Genomic DNA, 14765 nt, shown 5'->3' on the forward strand with positions numbered 1-14765 from the left:
TGGATCAGGATGGTATTCCATGGGCAAGTGGTCCACTACACGGACGTGTAGTGGGCAGCCGCGAGATGATCCGTGATGTTCCTCCGATGCTCCGTGCCCTGAAGATCCCAGCCATCTTCGCCTGCCTGCAGGTGATGTCCGCGGGGCAGGTGCTGACCACCTCCGCGGAACTGCGCGCCATGGCACCCACGCGGCTGGCGGAGAAGCTGCCGGTGAAAATTTCCGGCGTGGTGACATCCGTGCGCGGGAAGGAGTATCCGGAGTTCATCATCCAGGATGAAACGGGAGGACTGGTCGCCAGCCTGAATGAGCGGGTGGGCGACAAGGTGGTGGCCGGGCAGCGGGTGGAGATCGAGGGCGTGACGAACGAACAGACGCCCAGCCCGCGGGTGAGGGTGAGAAAACTGTCGGCCGGACCCATCGTCGGACTGCCGGAGCCGATGAAGGTAAGCCCGCTGGAACTGAGGGACGGATCGAAGGACGCGAACTACATCGAGTTCCAGGGAGTCATTCGTGCTGCGAAGATCGAGGAAGGCGTGCCGCCGACGAGGTTGGTGCTGGATTTCGGCCCGGAAAGCAGGCGGCTGCGGGTGTGGGTATCGCACTTCGACGACGCGGTGCGGGCGAAGTTGGTGCCGGACGTGGAGGTGAGGGTGAGGGGCGTGTGCAACTCCTGGCGCGGGCCGAATTTCCAACCGTTCAGCACCTTCGTGACGGTGTCCGATCCGCAGGAAATCAAGGTGCTGAAAGAGGCGCCGGACGACTGGGAAAAGATGCGGGAGCGATCTCTGGAGGAGCTGCTGGTGCTGCCGGTGGATGATTTCATGGCGCACCGGGCGGTGGCGGGCGGGGTGGTCACGCTTTCGTGGCCCGACGGGCAGTTGGTCCTGCAGCGGGGCGGGCACGCCATCCGGCTGCGGACGGATGCGGCGGCCGCACTCCGGCTGGGGGACCGGGTGGTGGCGGCGGGATTCCCCTCGCTGGCGGGGGGCAGGGTGGTGCTGGAGAATGCGGAGGTGGAGCGGACCGGTGCGGCGGGTCTGGTGGAGCCGGAGGAGATTTCCCCCCAGCGGTTGCTGGACGAAAGCGGCGGCACGGACCGGGAGGCCCGGCTGCTGAGGATGGCGGGGAGATTCAAGGAAACGATCCGGGAGGGAGGCCGCCAGACGCTGGTGATCGCGGCGGAGAAGCGGGATTTCCGGGCGGTCCTGCCGGAAGGCGAAGTCCTGCCTGAGGGCTTGGAGCCCGGCGTGGAGGTGGTGGTGGAAGGCGTGTGCCGCGTGGGCTTCAGCGATGTGGCGGGACGCTACGGAAAGGGCGCGGATGTGTTCGACCTGCAACTGCCCGACGCGCGGGCCATCAAGATCGGCGGGAACCGGTCATGGCTGACGGTGGGCGGCGTGCTGATGGCGCTGGGGCCGGTGCTCGCGGGGGCGCTCCTGTGGGTGGTGGTGCTGCGGAGGAGGGTGGGGAAAAGGAGCGACCTGCTGGTGAGGGAAATCCGCGCGCGGCATGACGCGGAGCTGGTGGCTGCGGAGCGGATGCGCCTCGCCGCGGACCTGCACGATACGATTTCCCAGTCCCTTTCCGGAGCCGCGATGCAGCTTGAGGTCGCCGGAAACCTGGCGGAGGAGGGGATCGGTGCGGAGGATCATCTGGCGTTGGCGAAGCGGCTGCTCGACCGGGGCAGGGAGGATCTGCGGAGGACCGTCTGGGACCTGAGCCCCAGTGCCCTTGCCGGTGAGGATCTGGGCACCGCGCTCGAAAAGGTGGCGCGTGAAAGCGGTGCGGGTTGTGAGGTCACCGTCAACAGGTCCGGCGACATAGACTCCCTGCCGGAGCGGATCCGCATCCACCTTTTCCGTGCCGGGCAGGAAGCGTTGGCCAACGCACTGCGGCATGGCGGCGCGCGGAGGCTTGGGATCTCGGTCGGTGTGTCCGGCGGCATCGCCACGCTGGAGATCGTGGACGATGGCTGCGGCTTCGACCCCGCGACGGTTCCGGGACCGGATGAGGGGCATTTCGGCCTGCGTTCGCTCAAGGAAAGGATCGCCCGGCTGGGCGGCGCTCTGGAAGTCGCCAGCTCCCCGTCAGGCACCCGCATCACCGCCACCGTCCCGCTGGAATCATGAGTGCCTCACCCGTCATCCGTCTGCTGCTCGCGGACGACCACTACATCGTCCTGATGGGTCTGAAGTCGCTGTTGAAGCTGCGGAAGGAGTTCAAGGTGGTGGCCACCGCCGGGGACGGGGAGGAGGTCGTCGCGCTCTACCGCGAGCACCAGCCGGACATCGCCCTGCTGGACCTGCGGATGCCGAAGCTCGACGGCATCCAGGCCACGGAGCGGGTGCGCGCGGAGTTTCCGGATGCCAGGATCATCCTGTTGACCAGCTTTGACCGGGAGGAGGAAATCCACCAGGCGCTGAAGGCGGGGGTGGCCGGTTACCTTCTCAAGGAATCAAAGCTCCCGGAGCTGTCGGAGGCCATCCGGACCGTGTTTCGTGGAGGGAAGTGGTTTCCCAAGGAAATCCTCGACCTGGCAAGGGAGCGGGCCGCCCTGCCGGAGCTGTCGAAGCGCGAGGTGGAGGTTCTCGACCTCGTGGCGAAGGGCCTCACCAACAAGGAAATCGCGGGCGTGCTCGGCTTCAGTGAGGACGGGGCGAAGCACCACCTGCGGAAGATCTACGAAAAGCTGGGCGTCAACGTCCGTGCGGAGGCCATCAGCGAAGCCCTGCGGCGCGGCATCCTGCGGGAGTAGATCCCGTTCATTCCTCCCACATGCGGGAGCGCAGTGCCTCGGCGGCGGCGCGGGCCTCCGCTTCCTTTTTGCTCTTGCCCTTGCCGGTCGCGAGGATCTTGTCCCGCCAGGAAACCTCCGCCTGGAACACCCGGCGGTGGTCGGGCCCCGTCTCGCCGATGATGCGGTAGGAGGGGGCCTGCGGATGGAGGGCCTGCAGGCATTCCTGCAGTTCCCCTTTCGGATTGCGCTCCTCCGGGCTGGACGCCATCGCGCCGATCTCGCTTTCGAAAAGCCGCAGCACCAGCTTCGTCGCCGGGCCGGGGCCGGCATCCAGATAGACCGCGCCGATCAGCGACTCAAAGGCATCCGCCAGCGTCGAGAGACGGCGGCGGCCGCCGGTCGCTTCCTCGCCTTTCCCCAGCAGCACGTAGTCGCCCAGGTGGATCGCCATTGCGAAACGGGCGAGCGCGCGGCGTGAGACCACGCGGGAGCGCAGTTTGGTGAGCTTCCCTTCGGTGAAGTCAGGGAACATCCGGTAGAGTTCCTCCGTGACGATCAGTTGGAGGACGGCATCACCCAGGAATTCCAGCCGCTGGTTGTCGAAATGGGGCCTCTGTGACTCGTAGGCCAGACTGGGATGGGTAAGCGCTTCCGCCAGCAGAAGTGAATTGCGGAATTTGTATTGAATCCTGCTCTCTAGAGGCTGCATCGTTCAGTATCCAGGGGGTTCCTTCCCCCTTGTCCGGGACCACTACGGGTCCCCGATAAGAAAGATGGGGTGATCGACGGGACTCGAACCCGCGACAACCGGAATCACAATCCGGGGCTCTACCAACTGAGCTACGACCACCATTTGTTTCAGGCGGACGGGAGGACTAAGGGATGATCCCCGGTTTGCAAAGTGAAAAATATGAGGTTCATGGATTTCCCCCGGTGAAGTTCCGGCGGCGTCCTCCAAATCCCTCTCGACGGCGGCGGGAGCAGGTGGCATCCACTTGGATCTCATGAAACTCCGGCTCTGTCTCCTTCTCTGTCTTTTTACCGCCACTCCGGCCTTCGCCTCGAAGCTGGTCGATAACCTGAAGGCCGGAAAGGACCAGACCGTCGTCGTATATGGCACTAGCCTCACGGCGGGTGGAAAGTGGGTGGCCTCCACCAAGGAGTGGCTCTCCTCCATCAATCCGGACGCGAAGGTCAACATCATCAACGGCGGCCAGTCCGGCCAGAACTCGCTCGTTGGCTTGGCAAAGCTGGATGACGTGGTCATCGCGAAAAAGCCGGACACCGTGTTCATCGAGTTCGCCGTGAACGACGCCTTCCTTTATCCCGAGGAACAGAAGCGGGTGTCCGCAAAGCAGAGCGGGGAGAACCTCGAAACCATGATCAAAAGGATCCGCAAGGCGCTGCCGGATGCGGAGATCATCATCCAGACCATGAACCCGGCCTGGGATTCCCCGAAAGGCAACGGCTCCGCCTCCAAGCGCCCCGACCTGGCGGCTTGCTATGAGAGCTACCGGAAAGTCGCCGCCAAGCACGGCCTGCTGCTCATCGACCACCACAGGAACTGGGAACAGATCCGCGCGGAGAACGAGGACCTGTTCCGGACCTACGTCATGGACGGCATCCACCCGACGGCGGAGGCCTCGGTGAAAGTCACCTTTCCTGAAGTGAAGAAGATGCTGGAAAAATAATCCACCGGACGTCCCATGAAACCCAGATTCCTGATATCCGCCGGAGCCCTCCTGCTTGCCATGTCGGGCCTTTGCCCCGCCTCGCAGCTCGTTGACAATCTCAAGGCCGGAAAAGCCCAGACCGTCGTCGTCTATGGCACCAGCCTCACAAGGGGCGGCGAATGGACCAAGGCCCTGGAGGCCTGGCTGGTGACGGTGAATCCGGATGCGAAGGTCACCTTCATCAACAGCGGGCAGTCCGGGAAAAACTCGATCGTCGGGCTGCAGAAGCTCGACGAGGCCGTGATCGCGAACAAGCCGGACACGGTGATCATCGAGTTCGCGGTGAACGACGCGGGCAAGCATGAGGGTAAGCCAGCCGCCGTTTCGCAGGAGCAGTGCGGTAAGAACCTCGGAGAGATGATCGACCGGATCAAGAAGGCGCTGCCGGGCACGGAGATCGTCCTACAGACGATGAATCCGGCGTGGGACGCGCCGAACGGCAACCGCTCCGGATCCATTCGTCCGGAACTGCCGTCCTACTACGAGGTCTACCGGAAAGTCGCCGCGGAGCGCGGGCTGTTGCTGGTCGATCACCACAAGAACTGGCTGAAGATCCGCGAGGAGGACGAGGAGCTGTTCAAGACCTACGTCAAGGACGGCGTCCACCCGACGAAGGAGGCATCGGTGAAAGTCACCTTCCCGGCGCTGAAGGCGGCGCTGGAGAAGTGACCGGCGGAACTTCTCTCCCTATCAAATGAAAAAGGCGCGGTTCGCACCGCGCCTTTTTTTTGTGATTGGGACCGGGATCCGGATCAGGCCTTCTCGCCGTCGAGCGCGACGTAGGGGCCTTCGTGGAGGACCGGCTTCTTGGTGCCGTTGATGATCTTGATCCACTCGCGGGCGCAGCCGATGACGATGACCGCGACCAGCACCATGAACAGGGCCGTGATGCCGATGTCCATGCGGGCGTTGAACAGCGCCGTCTCCGCCGTCTTGATCTGTGCGGCGGTGAGGTTGGCGGCATTCTCCAGGATGGCCTTCTGCTTGCCCACTTCAGGCAGGAATCCGGCCGCCTTCGCGGAGAAGATCTTCATGTAGCCGGCGGTGAAGGTCACGCAGACCAGGAAGGCCAGCGGCACTCCCGTGCACCATGCGTACTTCGCGCGGCCCATCTTGATGATGACCGTGGTCCCCAGCGAGAAGGCGATGACCGCCAGAAGCTGGTTGGCGATGCCGAACAGCGGCCACAGGCTCTTCGCGATGCCGTTCGGGTCGATGGCTCCCTGGTAGAGGAAGTAACCCCAGGCCGCGACCAGCAGGCCGCTGGTGAGGACGTTGGCGCCCCAGGACTTCGTGTTGCCCAGCGGCTTGTAGAAGCCGCCCAGCAGGTCCTGCATGATGAAGCGGCCCACCCGGGTGCCGGCATCCAGCGTGGTGAGGATGAACAGCGCCTCGAACATGATGGCAAAGTGATACCAGAGGCCCAGCAGGCCGTGGCCGAGGCCGAACTTCTTGAAGACGGAGTCGAACATCACCGCCATGCCGACGGCGAAGGTGGGCGCGCCACCTGTCTTGCCGATGAGCGTGGGTTCCTCCATGTCGGCCGCCATCGTGTTCATCCGCTCCATCGTGATGGGGAATGCGGCGGTGCCGTCAGGATTCTTCACTGAGTTCACCCGGTCCACGGCCCCCTGCAGGGCGGCCTGGTTTTCCGGAGCGGAGATCGGCGCGTCGCTGAGGGCGACCGGCGTGTTGATGGCGAAGTATTCACCCGGCTGCAGGGAGCAGGCGGCGATGATGGCCATCAGCGCGACGAGCATCTCCGTGACCATGGAGCCGTAGCCCACCAGCCGGATGTGCTTTTCCCTTTCCAGCAGCTTCGGCGTCGTGCCGGAGGAAATCACCGAGTGGAAGCCGGAGATGGCACCGCAGGCGATGGTGATGCAGACGAAGGGGAAGACCGGACCGGGCACCACCCAGCCGCTGCCGTCCACGAACTGCGTCACGGCGGGCATCTGCAGCTTCGGCGCGATGATGACGACGAAGATCCCGAGGATGGCAACGGTCCCCAGCTTCATGAAGGTGCTGAGGTAGTCACGCGGCGCGAGCAGCAGCCAGACCGGCAGCACGGAGGCGAAGAAGCCGTAGATCATGATGGCCCAGGCCAGATCCGTGGAGGACCAGGTGAGGCTTTGGTAGAGGGCCGTTCCCGGCTTGATCAGGCCCCCGGCCCACACGCAGACCAGCAGGCCGATGACACCGGCGATGGTGACGGACTTCACGCTGACACCGCCGCGGATGGCCAGGCCCATGATCATCGCCAGCGGGATGGTCATCGCGATGGTGAACAGGCCCCACGGGCTGTGGGAGAGCGCCTTGACCACCACCAGGCCGAGCACGGCGAGGATGATCGTCATGATCGCCAGCAGGCTGAAGAGGGCGACGACGCCCACCACGGGGTTCACTTCCTCCTTGAGCATCTGGCCGAGCGACTTGCCCTCGCGGCGCATGGAGGAAAAGAGGATCACCGCGTCATGCACGCCGCCACCCAGCGTGGCGCCGATGAGGATCCAGAGCGTGCCGGGCAGGTAGCCGAACTGGGCGGCCAGCACCGGGCCGACAAGCGGGCCAGGACCGGCGATGGCGGCGAAGTGGTGGCCGAACACGACCCACTTGTTCGTGGGCACGTAGTCCTTGCCGTCCGCCTTGGTCACGGCAGGGGGGGCGCGGCGGTCATCGAGCACCAGCACCTTGGCCATCAGCCAGGCACTGTAGAAGCGGTAACTGACGGCGAACGCGCAGGCACCGGCCACGACGAGCCAGAGGGCGTTGACTTTCTCTCCGGTCTGGAAGGCGGCGATCGCCACGGCGGCGACGCCTAGCAGGGACACGGCGATCCAGATCAGGATCTTGACGAATTTGGGCATGGGAGCGGTTTTTAGTGGGATTCCAAGGCGGCGCAATGCGGAAATATCAGTCCTCAGGCAGCGGCTGGCCTTTCGTTTCCGGGAGGAACGGCAGGACGACCACGCCGAGCAGGAAGATCACGCACATCCAGGAGGCGGCGTCGCGGAAGGCATCGATCTTCGCGGCGGCCTTCAGCGCGGCGAGCGCGGAGTCCGATGCGGAGGCACCGGCGGCTTTCACCGCTTCCGCTTCCGCGGTTTTGGCGAAGGTGGCGATCATCGTGCCCAGCAGCAGCGGACCGAGCGCGGCCAGATAGCGGCCCACGTTGTAGCAGAAGGAAACACCCGTCGCGCGCAGGCGGGTCGGGAACAGCTCCGGAAGATAGATGGAGAATCCGGCGAACACCGTGAGGTGGAAGAAACCCATCAGGGGGGTCATCCACAGGATGTCCCAGCGGCCGTTGATGGTTCCCAGCTTCTGGAAGACGAAGACCGTCACCAGCAGGGAGCCGATGAATGAGATGGCGAAGGCTTTTTTCCGCCCCCAGGCTTCCGTGGCGCGGGTGAAGGCGAGCATCCCGGCGAACGCGCCGACGTTGAACACCAGCAGGTTGATGGACATCCAGGTCTGCTTGCCCTTGCTGATTTCCTGTGCTCCGGCTCCGGCTTCGCGGAGGCTGTTGGTGATGATGTCACCGACCAGATCGCTCGAGAAAACCCCGATGCCCCACAGGCCGACGACACCGGCACAGGAGAGGGTCATGCCCAGCAGCGCATGCTTGCGCCAGGTCGGGTGGCCGAAGAGGTCCTTGTAGGAACCGGCCTTTTTGCCCTGCGCGGTTGCCCGCTCGCGGGCCTCCAGCCATGCCGGCGGCTCTTTCATCCGCATCTGGATCACGGCGACCAGGAAGGCGGGCAGCGCGCCGATCACGAACAGCCATTTCCAATAGGTCGGGCTGTCACCGAAGTGGGTGAGGGCGATGGTGAGGCCGATGAGGCCCGCGCTCACGTTACCCACCGCTGAGAAGGACTGGAGCACTCCGAGCGCCCGCGGACGGACTTCACCGGGAACGGTATCCGCGACCAGAGCCACGGCCAGACCGAACACCCCGCCGACACCCAGACCGGTGATGAAACGGTAGATGCAGAAGTCGATGAAATGGACCGAAAGCGCCGAAAGTCCCGTCGCGATCGAGTAGAGCAACACGCAGGTGGAGAGCATCTTGGCCCTGCCGAACCGGTCACCGAGCGAACCGAAGATCATCCCGCCCGTGGCCCAGCCGAGGATGAAGATGGAGGTGGCGAGCGTTCCCGCCGTGGTGGTGATGAATCCCAGCTCGATGGTTTGGTTCTGGCCCAGCAGCGAGGTCATCGCGGGGCTGCGCGCCAGGTTGAAAAGCTGTTGGTCAAGGCAGTCGAAAAGCCACGCCAGGGTGGCTACGACGAACACGAGACGCTGATAGGGGCCGAGCTTGCCCCACCAGCTTTTGCCGGTGGGTACGGAGGGATGGGAAGGGTAGGGCTGTGACATCGTTCGGGGCTTCGTTTCAGGACTCCAGAGTGCCGGAGAGGTTCCGGCAAGTCCGAAAGAACGCCCATTCGGGGTGGTAGCTTTCGGGCGGGGGTGTAAAACCAAGGAAAAATTCAAATTGAAATGAACCCGTTCCGGGCCGACAATCGACGTCTTCAATGAGCTCAGTCCTGTTTGAGATCGTCCTGATCTTCGTCCTCCTCCTCGCAAACGGCGTGTTCGCCATGACGGAAATCGCGATCGTTTCCTCCCGCCGGGGAAAACTCCAGGCCATGGCGGAAGGCGGGAACAAGGGCGCGGCGAAGGCGCTGGAGCTGGCGGATACCCCGGAGCGCTTCCTTTCCACCGTCCAGATCGGCATCACCCTGATCGGCATCCTCGCCAGCATATTCGGGGGTGCCCGCATCGCGGACAAGCTCGCGGTCAGCATGGAGGGCATCCCCTGGCTCGGCCAGTTCGCGGACAACACGGCTTTCATCATTGTCATCGGCGCCCTGACCTATTTTTCACTCGTCATCGGGGAACTGGTGCCGAAGCGGCTGGCCATGCAGTATCCGGAGTCCATCGCCAGCGTCATGGCCAGGCCGATGGCGTTCATATCGAGGATCACCGCGATTTTCGTGTATTTCCTTTCCGGCTCCACGACTTTCATTCTCAGATTGTTGGGTCTGGGGTCGGCAACCGCCGAGGGAATGTCCAAAGATGAGTTCCGCGTGCTGATCCGCGAGGGCGTCATCGCTGGCACCATCGAGCAGGGCGAGTCCACCATGATGGAGGGCGTGCTGGCATTCGAGAAACTGGACGTCTATGACCTCATGATCCCGCGTCCGAAGGTGGTCTGGATCGATGTGGAGTCCAAACATGAGGACACCTGGCCGGTCATCGTCCGCAGTTCCCAGAGCTTTTTCCCCGTCTATCAGAAGGACCGGGACAACCTGGTGGGGGTGATTTCGATCAAGGATTGCTACGCCCAGCTTGCCGCCGGGGTGCCCATTTCCTTTCGCCACCTCATGCGCCCGCCGCTCTTGGTTCCGGAAGTGCAGAAAGCCAGCGCCACGCTGGAAACCTTCCGCGCCACCGGGGACCACGTCGCCTTCGTGGTGGATGAGTTCGGCGGTGTCATCGGCATGGTGACCCTCATCGACCTGATGGAGTCCATCGTCGGTGACGTGCCATCGGTGGAGGAGAGGCGGACGTTGTCGATCCAGCAACGGACCGACGGAAGCTGGCTCATCGACGGGCTTTTCGAGATCGAGAAACTCGGCCGCCACCTCGCCGGTTTCACCCATCCGGTGGAGGCCGGGGACGAATACCAGACCGTCGCCGGATTCTTCGGCGCGAAGCTGGCGCGGGTCCCCGTCGAAGGCGACATCATCCGCGACAGCGGCTGGATCTTCGAGATCGTGGACATGGACGGCATCCGCGTCGACAAGGTGATCGCCAGTGTCGATCCGGACGCGGTGAAGGAGGAGGAAGTGGAAAATGTGGAAGAGATTACAGTGGCGGGGAACTGAACCTGAGGGCAGCGTTCCGCAATGATTTGGGCCTGGTTGATCTTCCTCGGTTTCGTGTTACTCATGCTCGCGCTGGACCTCGGCGTGTTCCATCGCAAGTCCCACGTGGTGGGGATGAAGGAAGCCCTCAGTTGGTCCGCGGTGTGGATCACCCTCGGCCTCGCGTTCTCCGTGGCGGTGTATTTCGCCTATGAGAACCATTGGTTCGATCTGGGGAACACCCGCGACGCGGTGGACGGGGTGGTGAACAACGGCCGGTTGGCCGCCACCAAGTACCTCACCGGGTATGTGGTGGAGAAGTCCCTCAGCGTGGACAACATCTTCGTCATCGCCATGGTTTTCGGCTCGCTGGCGGTCCCCGCCCAGTACCAGCACCGGGTGTTGTTCTGGGGTATCCTCGGCGCGCTGGTGATGCGCGGCGCCATGATCGGCATCGGCGCGGCCCTCGTGCAGAATTTCCACTGGATCCTGTATGTCTTCGGTGTGTTCCTGATCATCACCGGACTGAAGATGCTCTTCATGAAGGAGAAGGAGGAGCACCCGGAGAACAACGCGCTGGTCCGCTTCCTCAAGAAACGCTTCCCCATCACCCGGGATTTCCACGGCCAGCACTTCCTCGTGAAGGCGGGCGCACCCACCTCCCAGGAGCCGGAGACCCCCGGTGCGGTGGTCGTTCCGGATCCCGTCGTGCAGGCGGCTCCCGCCGGAAAATGGCTGCTCACCCCGCTCGCGGTGGCGCTCATCCTGGTGGAGTTCACGGACGTCATCTTCGCGGTGGACTCCATCCCCGCCATCTTCGCCATCACGGCGGATCCCTTCCTGGTCTTCACCAGCAACGTCTTCGCCATCCTCGGCCTGCGTTCGCTCTACTTCGCCCTGGCGGGGATGATCGCGAAGTTCCGCTACCTCAAGCCCGCCCTCTCCCTCATCCTGCTGGTGGTCGGTGTGAAGATGCTCACCGCCAAGTACCTCAAGGCCTGGCTCGGGGAGTCCTTCAACTTCGTGGTGCTTGGCGTCATCCTCGCCCTCCTGGTGGCGGGTGTGGTCACCTCGCTCGTTGTGGGTGCGGAGGACGATGAAAAGAAAGGCGCTTGATCCGGGTGGTTGCCCCGTTTTCTCCACGCCAGCGTGGTCCGTTTTTCATGCGCTCGCGGGGGAGATTGACCGGACGTCCCGGCTCATCTAACACATGAGCCATGCGTCCTTTCTCTCTCATTGTGGTGGCGGCCTTGTGCCTGGGTTCCGTCGGTTGCCTGACCTCCGCTTCCAGCTCGGAGGCCGGTGATCAGGCGGTGCTGGACCGCTATGCGGAGGGCTTCGGAAGCCGCACGAAGGCGTTCCAGCCGAAGGGCTTCCGCTGGCCGAATGGCAAGGGCTACAGCACGGACGAGAAGGTGGTGGAAATCAGCCGTGTCGATTCCCGCACCAGCAGCTTCGGAAAACGTGAGATCAAGGCGCGTTTGACCATCGAAACCTCTCGCTGGGTGGAAGTGGACGGAAAAAGGCAGGGAAGCCCGAAGGTCAGCAAAAGGACCGAGGAGCGCTGGCTGCCCGCGGAGTGATGGTCATGGGGTGACTCCCTTTCAGACCTCCTCGAGCGCGGCGACCAGCGCTTGGAATACCTCCGGCTCCAGCGCGCGGTTCGGAGAGCCTTTCAGGCAGGAGTTGAACCACTTCGCCAGGACATCCCGGCGCTCGCGCGGGAAATGCCGTGTGAAGCCCTCCCCGGTGCCTTCCAGCACTTCCACATCCCGGCGCCCATGCGCACGGGCGAGCATCTGCCGGTAGCGGCTGAGGATGCCGTCCAACAGCACCCAGGGGAAATTCGGGTTCTTCGGCGGACCCATCGAGAGAGTCTTGCCTTCCCCGGCACCCAGCTTGATGCCGCCGGTCAGATCGATCCGCAGGTCCGGCAGGCTGCCGCCCTTGAACCACGCGGCGGCCCCTCCCAGCAGTCCGCCGAGGACGGTTCCCGCACCATGGGTCAGTCCGCCCGTCGCGGCATCCACCGCCAGACCTCCCGCCGCGCCGGTCAGGGCGGAGACGAGCGCCAGTTGGCCGCGCTTCAGGCCCCACTTCGTCCATGTTTCATCGCTTTCCAGGTCGATGCCATGGAAGGCATCGATGTTCGTGTCCGCCTTCAGCAGGTGATGGCGGTGGATCTTCAGCAGCGCGGCGAAGCAGTCCTTCTCGAGCGCGGACAGCTTTTCGAAGTACTGCTTTCCCAGCAGCTCCGCCTTCCGTTCCCGCCGGGATGGCAGGGTCAGGTCCCTCTCCTCCAGCGTCGCCTCCACCCGCAGGGAGAGTGCTTCCTCGAAGAAGCCGATGATGATCTCCGCGGATTCCTCCCGCCTCCGCTCCCACTCATCCTCCACCAGGCGGATGGTCTCCTCCAGTTTCCCCCGGTGGCGTTCCTCGATCTCCAGCAGGGACTTGAGAAGCCTCAGCCGTTCCTCGTAGCGGGCTTGGTGGGCGTCGAAGCTGCGGACGAGATTGAAGGTCCCGCCCAGGCTGGTCCGCCAGGCTTCCTCATCTGGTCCGGTGGCATCGGCACGCCGGTTCAGCAGCGCCAGCCGCGGCCGGCCGGTCCAGCGCAGGATCTCCATTTCCGCCAGGAAGTCATCCCGCAGCGGCTTCGCCGGATCGACCACATAGAGAACGCCCGCGCCTTCCAGCAGCGGCTCCAGCAGGCGCTTCTCGTCCCCGAAATCCTCGCCCGCCTCCGCCACGAAGCGGCGCAGCGTTTCCAGGTTCGGCGTGCCCTCCCCATGCAGGGAACGGATGACCCGCAGCGCCTCCACCGGCCGGGAGAAGCCCGGGGTGTCGATGAAACGGATGCACTCCCGGCCTCCGAAGATCACCCGGTGGGGCTGGCAACGCGTCGTTTCACCCGGGGTTGCGCTCACCCGGACCACGTCCTGGTCATCGATTTCCAGCAACGTGGCGATCACGGCGGACTTGCCCATGTTCACCCGCCCGACCACCGCGAACGCGGGGACGTCAGAGGTCACCAGGCCGTTCATGGCACCACCGTGATGGATTCCCTCCCGAAAATCTGGATCTTCGGGCGTTTGCCGAATTTGCCCGCTCCCACGCCGACCTTGCCGCGGATGCGGATCGTTTTGCCCACCAGTTTCGTAAGTTCATCAAAATCCAGCGGGCCGGTGGCATCCCTTGACATGACGAAGCCGCAGGCATCGTTGCGCTCGGTCATCTCGAACTGGAGGAAAATCTGCGTCTTGTCCGGATTGCGGGACACGCCTGTCAGCTTGCCCTCCAAGGTCACGTTCTGGTTGAGCTTTTTCAGCACCTCGTCGGAATCCTTCACCTGATACACGGTTCCGGAAGATGAATCTGCCGCGGGTGGGGTGGATGTGGGAGCCGGTTCCGCCGCCGCTGCGGCAGGAGCTTCTTTCTCTTCCTCTTCGTCGTACTGCGACGGCAACGGCGGGGCGTAGTCGAGCGCGGATTTGCGGACGGGTGGCTGGGCTGCCGCGGCGCGGGCCTGGAAGAACTTCTTGAATGGGACTTCGCCGGTTTTCGCGATCCATCCGCCGATGCCCAGGGCGATGAGGAGGCCGGTCACGCCCAGGATTGCCGGGGTCTTGGAAGCCTTTGCTTTTTGGATCGGGACCATCTGCACCTGGACGGTGGCGGCGCGCGGCACCATCGGACGGGTCGATTGCCGGACGAGGCGGGAAGTGGGAGGTGGTGGCGGAGCGCCCGTCGCGGCCGCCAGATTCTCACGCGTCTCCGCGAGGGTGGCCTGGAAGGCATGCTGTTTCAGCCATTTCAGCCACAGGGCGAGGCCGTTGCCCGTCTGGTCGTTCACCAGCTTGTTCTTCCACCCCATCAGGTCCTCGGTGAGCTGGATGAGGGGCTTCAGGCTGCGGCGTTCCTCATCGGACCCCAGCCATTTGAACGGGGAGATGCCGAAGGTGGTCCCGCGCTTTGCGTCATCCGGGGCTTCGATGATGGACGCGGGATCCGTTTCCACCCACACCGCCTGCTCCGCGAGCAACTCGGAAATCACCTCTGAAACCTCCAGGGCGCCCATGAGGATGTCGATGGCGCGGCGGGTCTGCAGCGGACCGCCGGCGAGTTGCTGTGAGATGGGGGTGCCTTCCACCCATTCGCTGACGATGAACGGCACGCCGTCCACCGGATCACAGCCGCCTGCGATGACACCCCGCAGGGCCGGGTGGATGGCGCAGGTGAACCGCTGCACCGCGATGTCGAAGGCGGTCCGCTCCTCTTCCTGCAAGCCTCCTTCACCCATCCCGCGCGGAAAAAAGCGGCGGACGGTCACATCGGTGCCAGCCTCCAGGTCCTTGGCGCGGAAAATCACGCCGGACGAATCCTGTGAGATGAGTTCCTCGATGTGGAAGCGGGCTGCCAAGG

12 protein-coding genes and 1 tRNA gene are annotated in these 14765 nt (G+C 64.0%); 7 read left to right on the top strand and 6 right to left on the bottom strand.

Annotation, left to right across the window (positions count from 1 at the left end):
• Positions 1-86 precede the first annotated feature (86 nt).
• The gene (locus KF712_08750) at positions 87-2132 is read left to right on the top strand and encodes a sensor histidine kinase (protein MBX3741065.1); all 2046 of its coding nucleotides are present in this window, start codon (positions 87-89) and stop codon (positions 2130-2132) included.
• Positions 2129-2758 (top strand): response regulator transcription factor, encoded by a 630-nt coding sequence (locus tag KF712_08755; GenBank protein MBX3741066.1) that lies wholly within the window; start codon positions 2129-2131, stop codon positions 2756-2758. Before KF712_08750 ends, KF712_08755 begins: the two co-directional genes overlap by 4 nt.
• A gap of 7 nt (positions 2759-2765) precedes the next feature.
• Here the strand turns inward: KF712_08755 and rnc are convergent, their stop codons facing one another.
• Positions 2766-3449 (bottom strand): ribonuclease III, encoded by a 684-nt coding sequence (rnc, locus tag KF712_08760; GenBank protein ID MBX3741067.1) that lies wholly within the window; start codon positions 3447-3449, stop codon positions 2766-2768.
• A gap of 65 nt (positions 3450-3514) precedes the next feature.
• Positions 3515-3590: transfer RNA gene (locus tag KF712_08765), tRNA-His, on the bottom strand.
• A gap of 154 nt (positions 3591-3744) precedes the next feature.
• Here KF712_08765 and KF712_08770 point away from each other — a divergent pair.
• Positions 3745-4431 (top strand): SGNH/GDSL hydrolase family protein, encoded by a 687-nt coding sequence (locus KF712_08770; protein MBX3741068.1) that lies wholly within the window; start codon positions 3745-3747, stop codon positions 4429-4431.
• Positions 4432-4446: 15 nt separating this feature from the next.
• Positions 4447-5142 (top strand): hypothetical protein, encoded by a 696-nt coding sequence (locus KF712_08775; protein MBX3741069.1) that lies wholly within the window; start codon positions 4447-4449, stop codon positions 5140-5142.
• A gap of 83 nt (positions 5143-5225) precedes the next feature.
• On the opposite strand, the gene KF712_08780 is transcribed toward KF712_08775, so the two are convergent.
• Positions 5226-7340, bottom strand: a complete 2115-nt coding sequence (locus KF712_08780) for a carbon starvation protein A (protein MBX3741070.1) — start codon at positions 7338-7340, stop codon at positions 5226-5228.
• A 46-nt stretch (positions 7341-7386) separates the two neighbouring features.
• Positions 7387-8850, bottom strand: a complete 1464-nt coding sequence (locus KF712_08785) for an MFS transporter (GenBank protein MBX3741071.1) — start codon at positions 8848-8850, stop codon at positions 7387-7389.
• A 158-nt stretch (positions 8851-9008) separates the two neighbouring features.
• On the opposite strand from KF712_08785, the gene KF712_08790 reads away from it, so the two are divergent.
• The 3 genes from KF712_08790 (at position 9009) to KF712_08800 (ending at position 11926) form a co-directional block, all read left to right on the top strand.
• Positions 9009-10364, top strand: a complete 1356-nt coding sequence (locus tag KF712_08790; protein MBX3741072.1) for an HlyC/CorC family transporter — start codon at positions 9009-9011, stop codon at positions 10362-10364.
• Between the two features lie 21 nt (positions 10365-10385).
• Complete coding sequence (locus tag KF712_08795) at positions 10386-11459, top strand: TerC family protein (protein MBX3741073.1); 1074 nt, start codon at positions 10386-10388, stop codon at positions 11457-11459.
• Positions 11460-11560: 101 nt separating this feature from the next.
• Positions 11561-11926 (top strand): hypothetical protein, encoded by a 366-nt coding sequence (locus tag KF712_08800; GenBank protein ID MBX3741074.1) that lies wholly within the window; start codon positions 11561-11563, stop codon positions 11924-11926.
• Positions 11927-11947: 21 nt separating this feature from the next.
• Here the strand turns inward: KF712_08800 and KF712_08805 are convergent, their stop codons facing one another.
• Complete coding sequence (locus KF712_08805; protein MBX3741075.1) at positions 11948-13387, bottom strand: GTPase/DUF3482 domain-containing protein; 1440 nt, start codon at positions 13385-13387, stop codon at positions 11948-11950.
• A complete protein-coding gene (locus KF712_08810; protein MBX3741076.1) occupies positions 13384-14763 on the bottom strand; it encodes a hypothetical protein in 1380 nt (459 codons plus the stop codon). The genes KF712_08805 and KF712_08810 overlap by 4 nt, the downstream gene beginning before the upstream one ends.
• Between the last annotated feature and the right edge of the window lie 2 nt (positions 14764-14765).

It is taken from the genome of Akkermansiaceae bacterium (assembly GCA_019634595.1).
In the GTDB taxonomy this organism is placed as follows: Bacteria; Verrucomicrobiota; Verrucomicrobiia; order Verrucomicrobiales; family Akkermansiaceae; genus Luteolibacter.

What these genes read in the sequence shown, in the direction of transcription:
- KF712_08750 (MBX3741065.1), top strand. Translation starts at nt 87, where the DNA reads ATGCTCCGTGCCCTGAAGATCCCAGCCATCTTCGCCTGCCTGCAGGTG.
- KF712_08755 (MBX3741066.1), top strand. Translation starts at nt 2,129, where the DNA reads ATGAGTGCCTCACCCGTCATCCGTCTGCTGCTCGCGGACGACCACTAC.
- rnc (MBX3741067.1), bottom strand. Translation starts at nt 3,449, where the DNA reads ATGCAGCCTCTAGAGAGCAGGATTCAATACAAATTCCGCAATTCACTT.
- KF712_08770 (MBX3741068.1), top strand. Translation starts at nt 3,745, where the DNA reads ATGAAACTCCGGCTCTGTCTCCTTCTCTGTCTTTTTACCGCCACTCCG.
- KF712_08775 (MBX3741069.1), top strand. Translation starts at nt 4,447, where the DNA reads ATGAAACCCAGATTCCTGATATCCGCCGGAGCCCTCCTGCTTGCCATG.
- KF712_08780 (MBX3741070.1), bottom strand. Translation starts at nt 7,340, where the DNA reads ATGCCCAAATTCGTCAAGATCCTGATCTGGATCGCCGTGTCCCTGCTA.
- KF712_08785 (MBX3741071.1), bottom strand. Translation starts at nt 8,850, where the DNA reads ATGTCACAGCCCTACCCTTCCCATCCCTCCGTACCCACCGGCAAAAGC.
- KF712_08790 (MBX3741072.1), top strand. Translation starts at nt 9,009, where the DNA reads ATGAGCTCAGTCCTGTTTGAGATCGTCCTGATCTTCGTCCTCCTCCTC.
- KF712_08795 (MBX3741073.1), top strand. Translation starts at nt 10,386, where the DNA reads ATGATTTGGGCCTGGTTGATCTTCCTCGGTTTCGTGTTACTCATGCTC.
- KF712_08800 (MBX3741074.1), top strand. Translation starts at nt 11,561, where the DNA reads ATGCGTCCTTTCTCTCTCATTGTGGTGGCGGCCTTGTGCCTGGGTTCC.
- KF712_08805 (MBX3741075.1), bottom strand. Translation starts at nt 13,387, where the DNA reads ATGAACGGCCTGGTGACCTCTGACGTCCCCGCGTTCGCGGTGGTCGGG.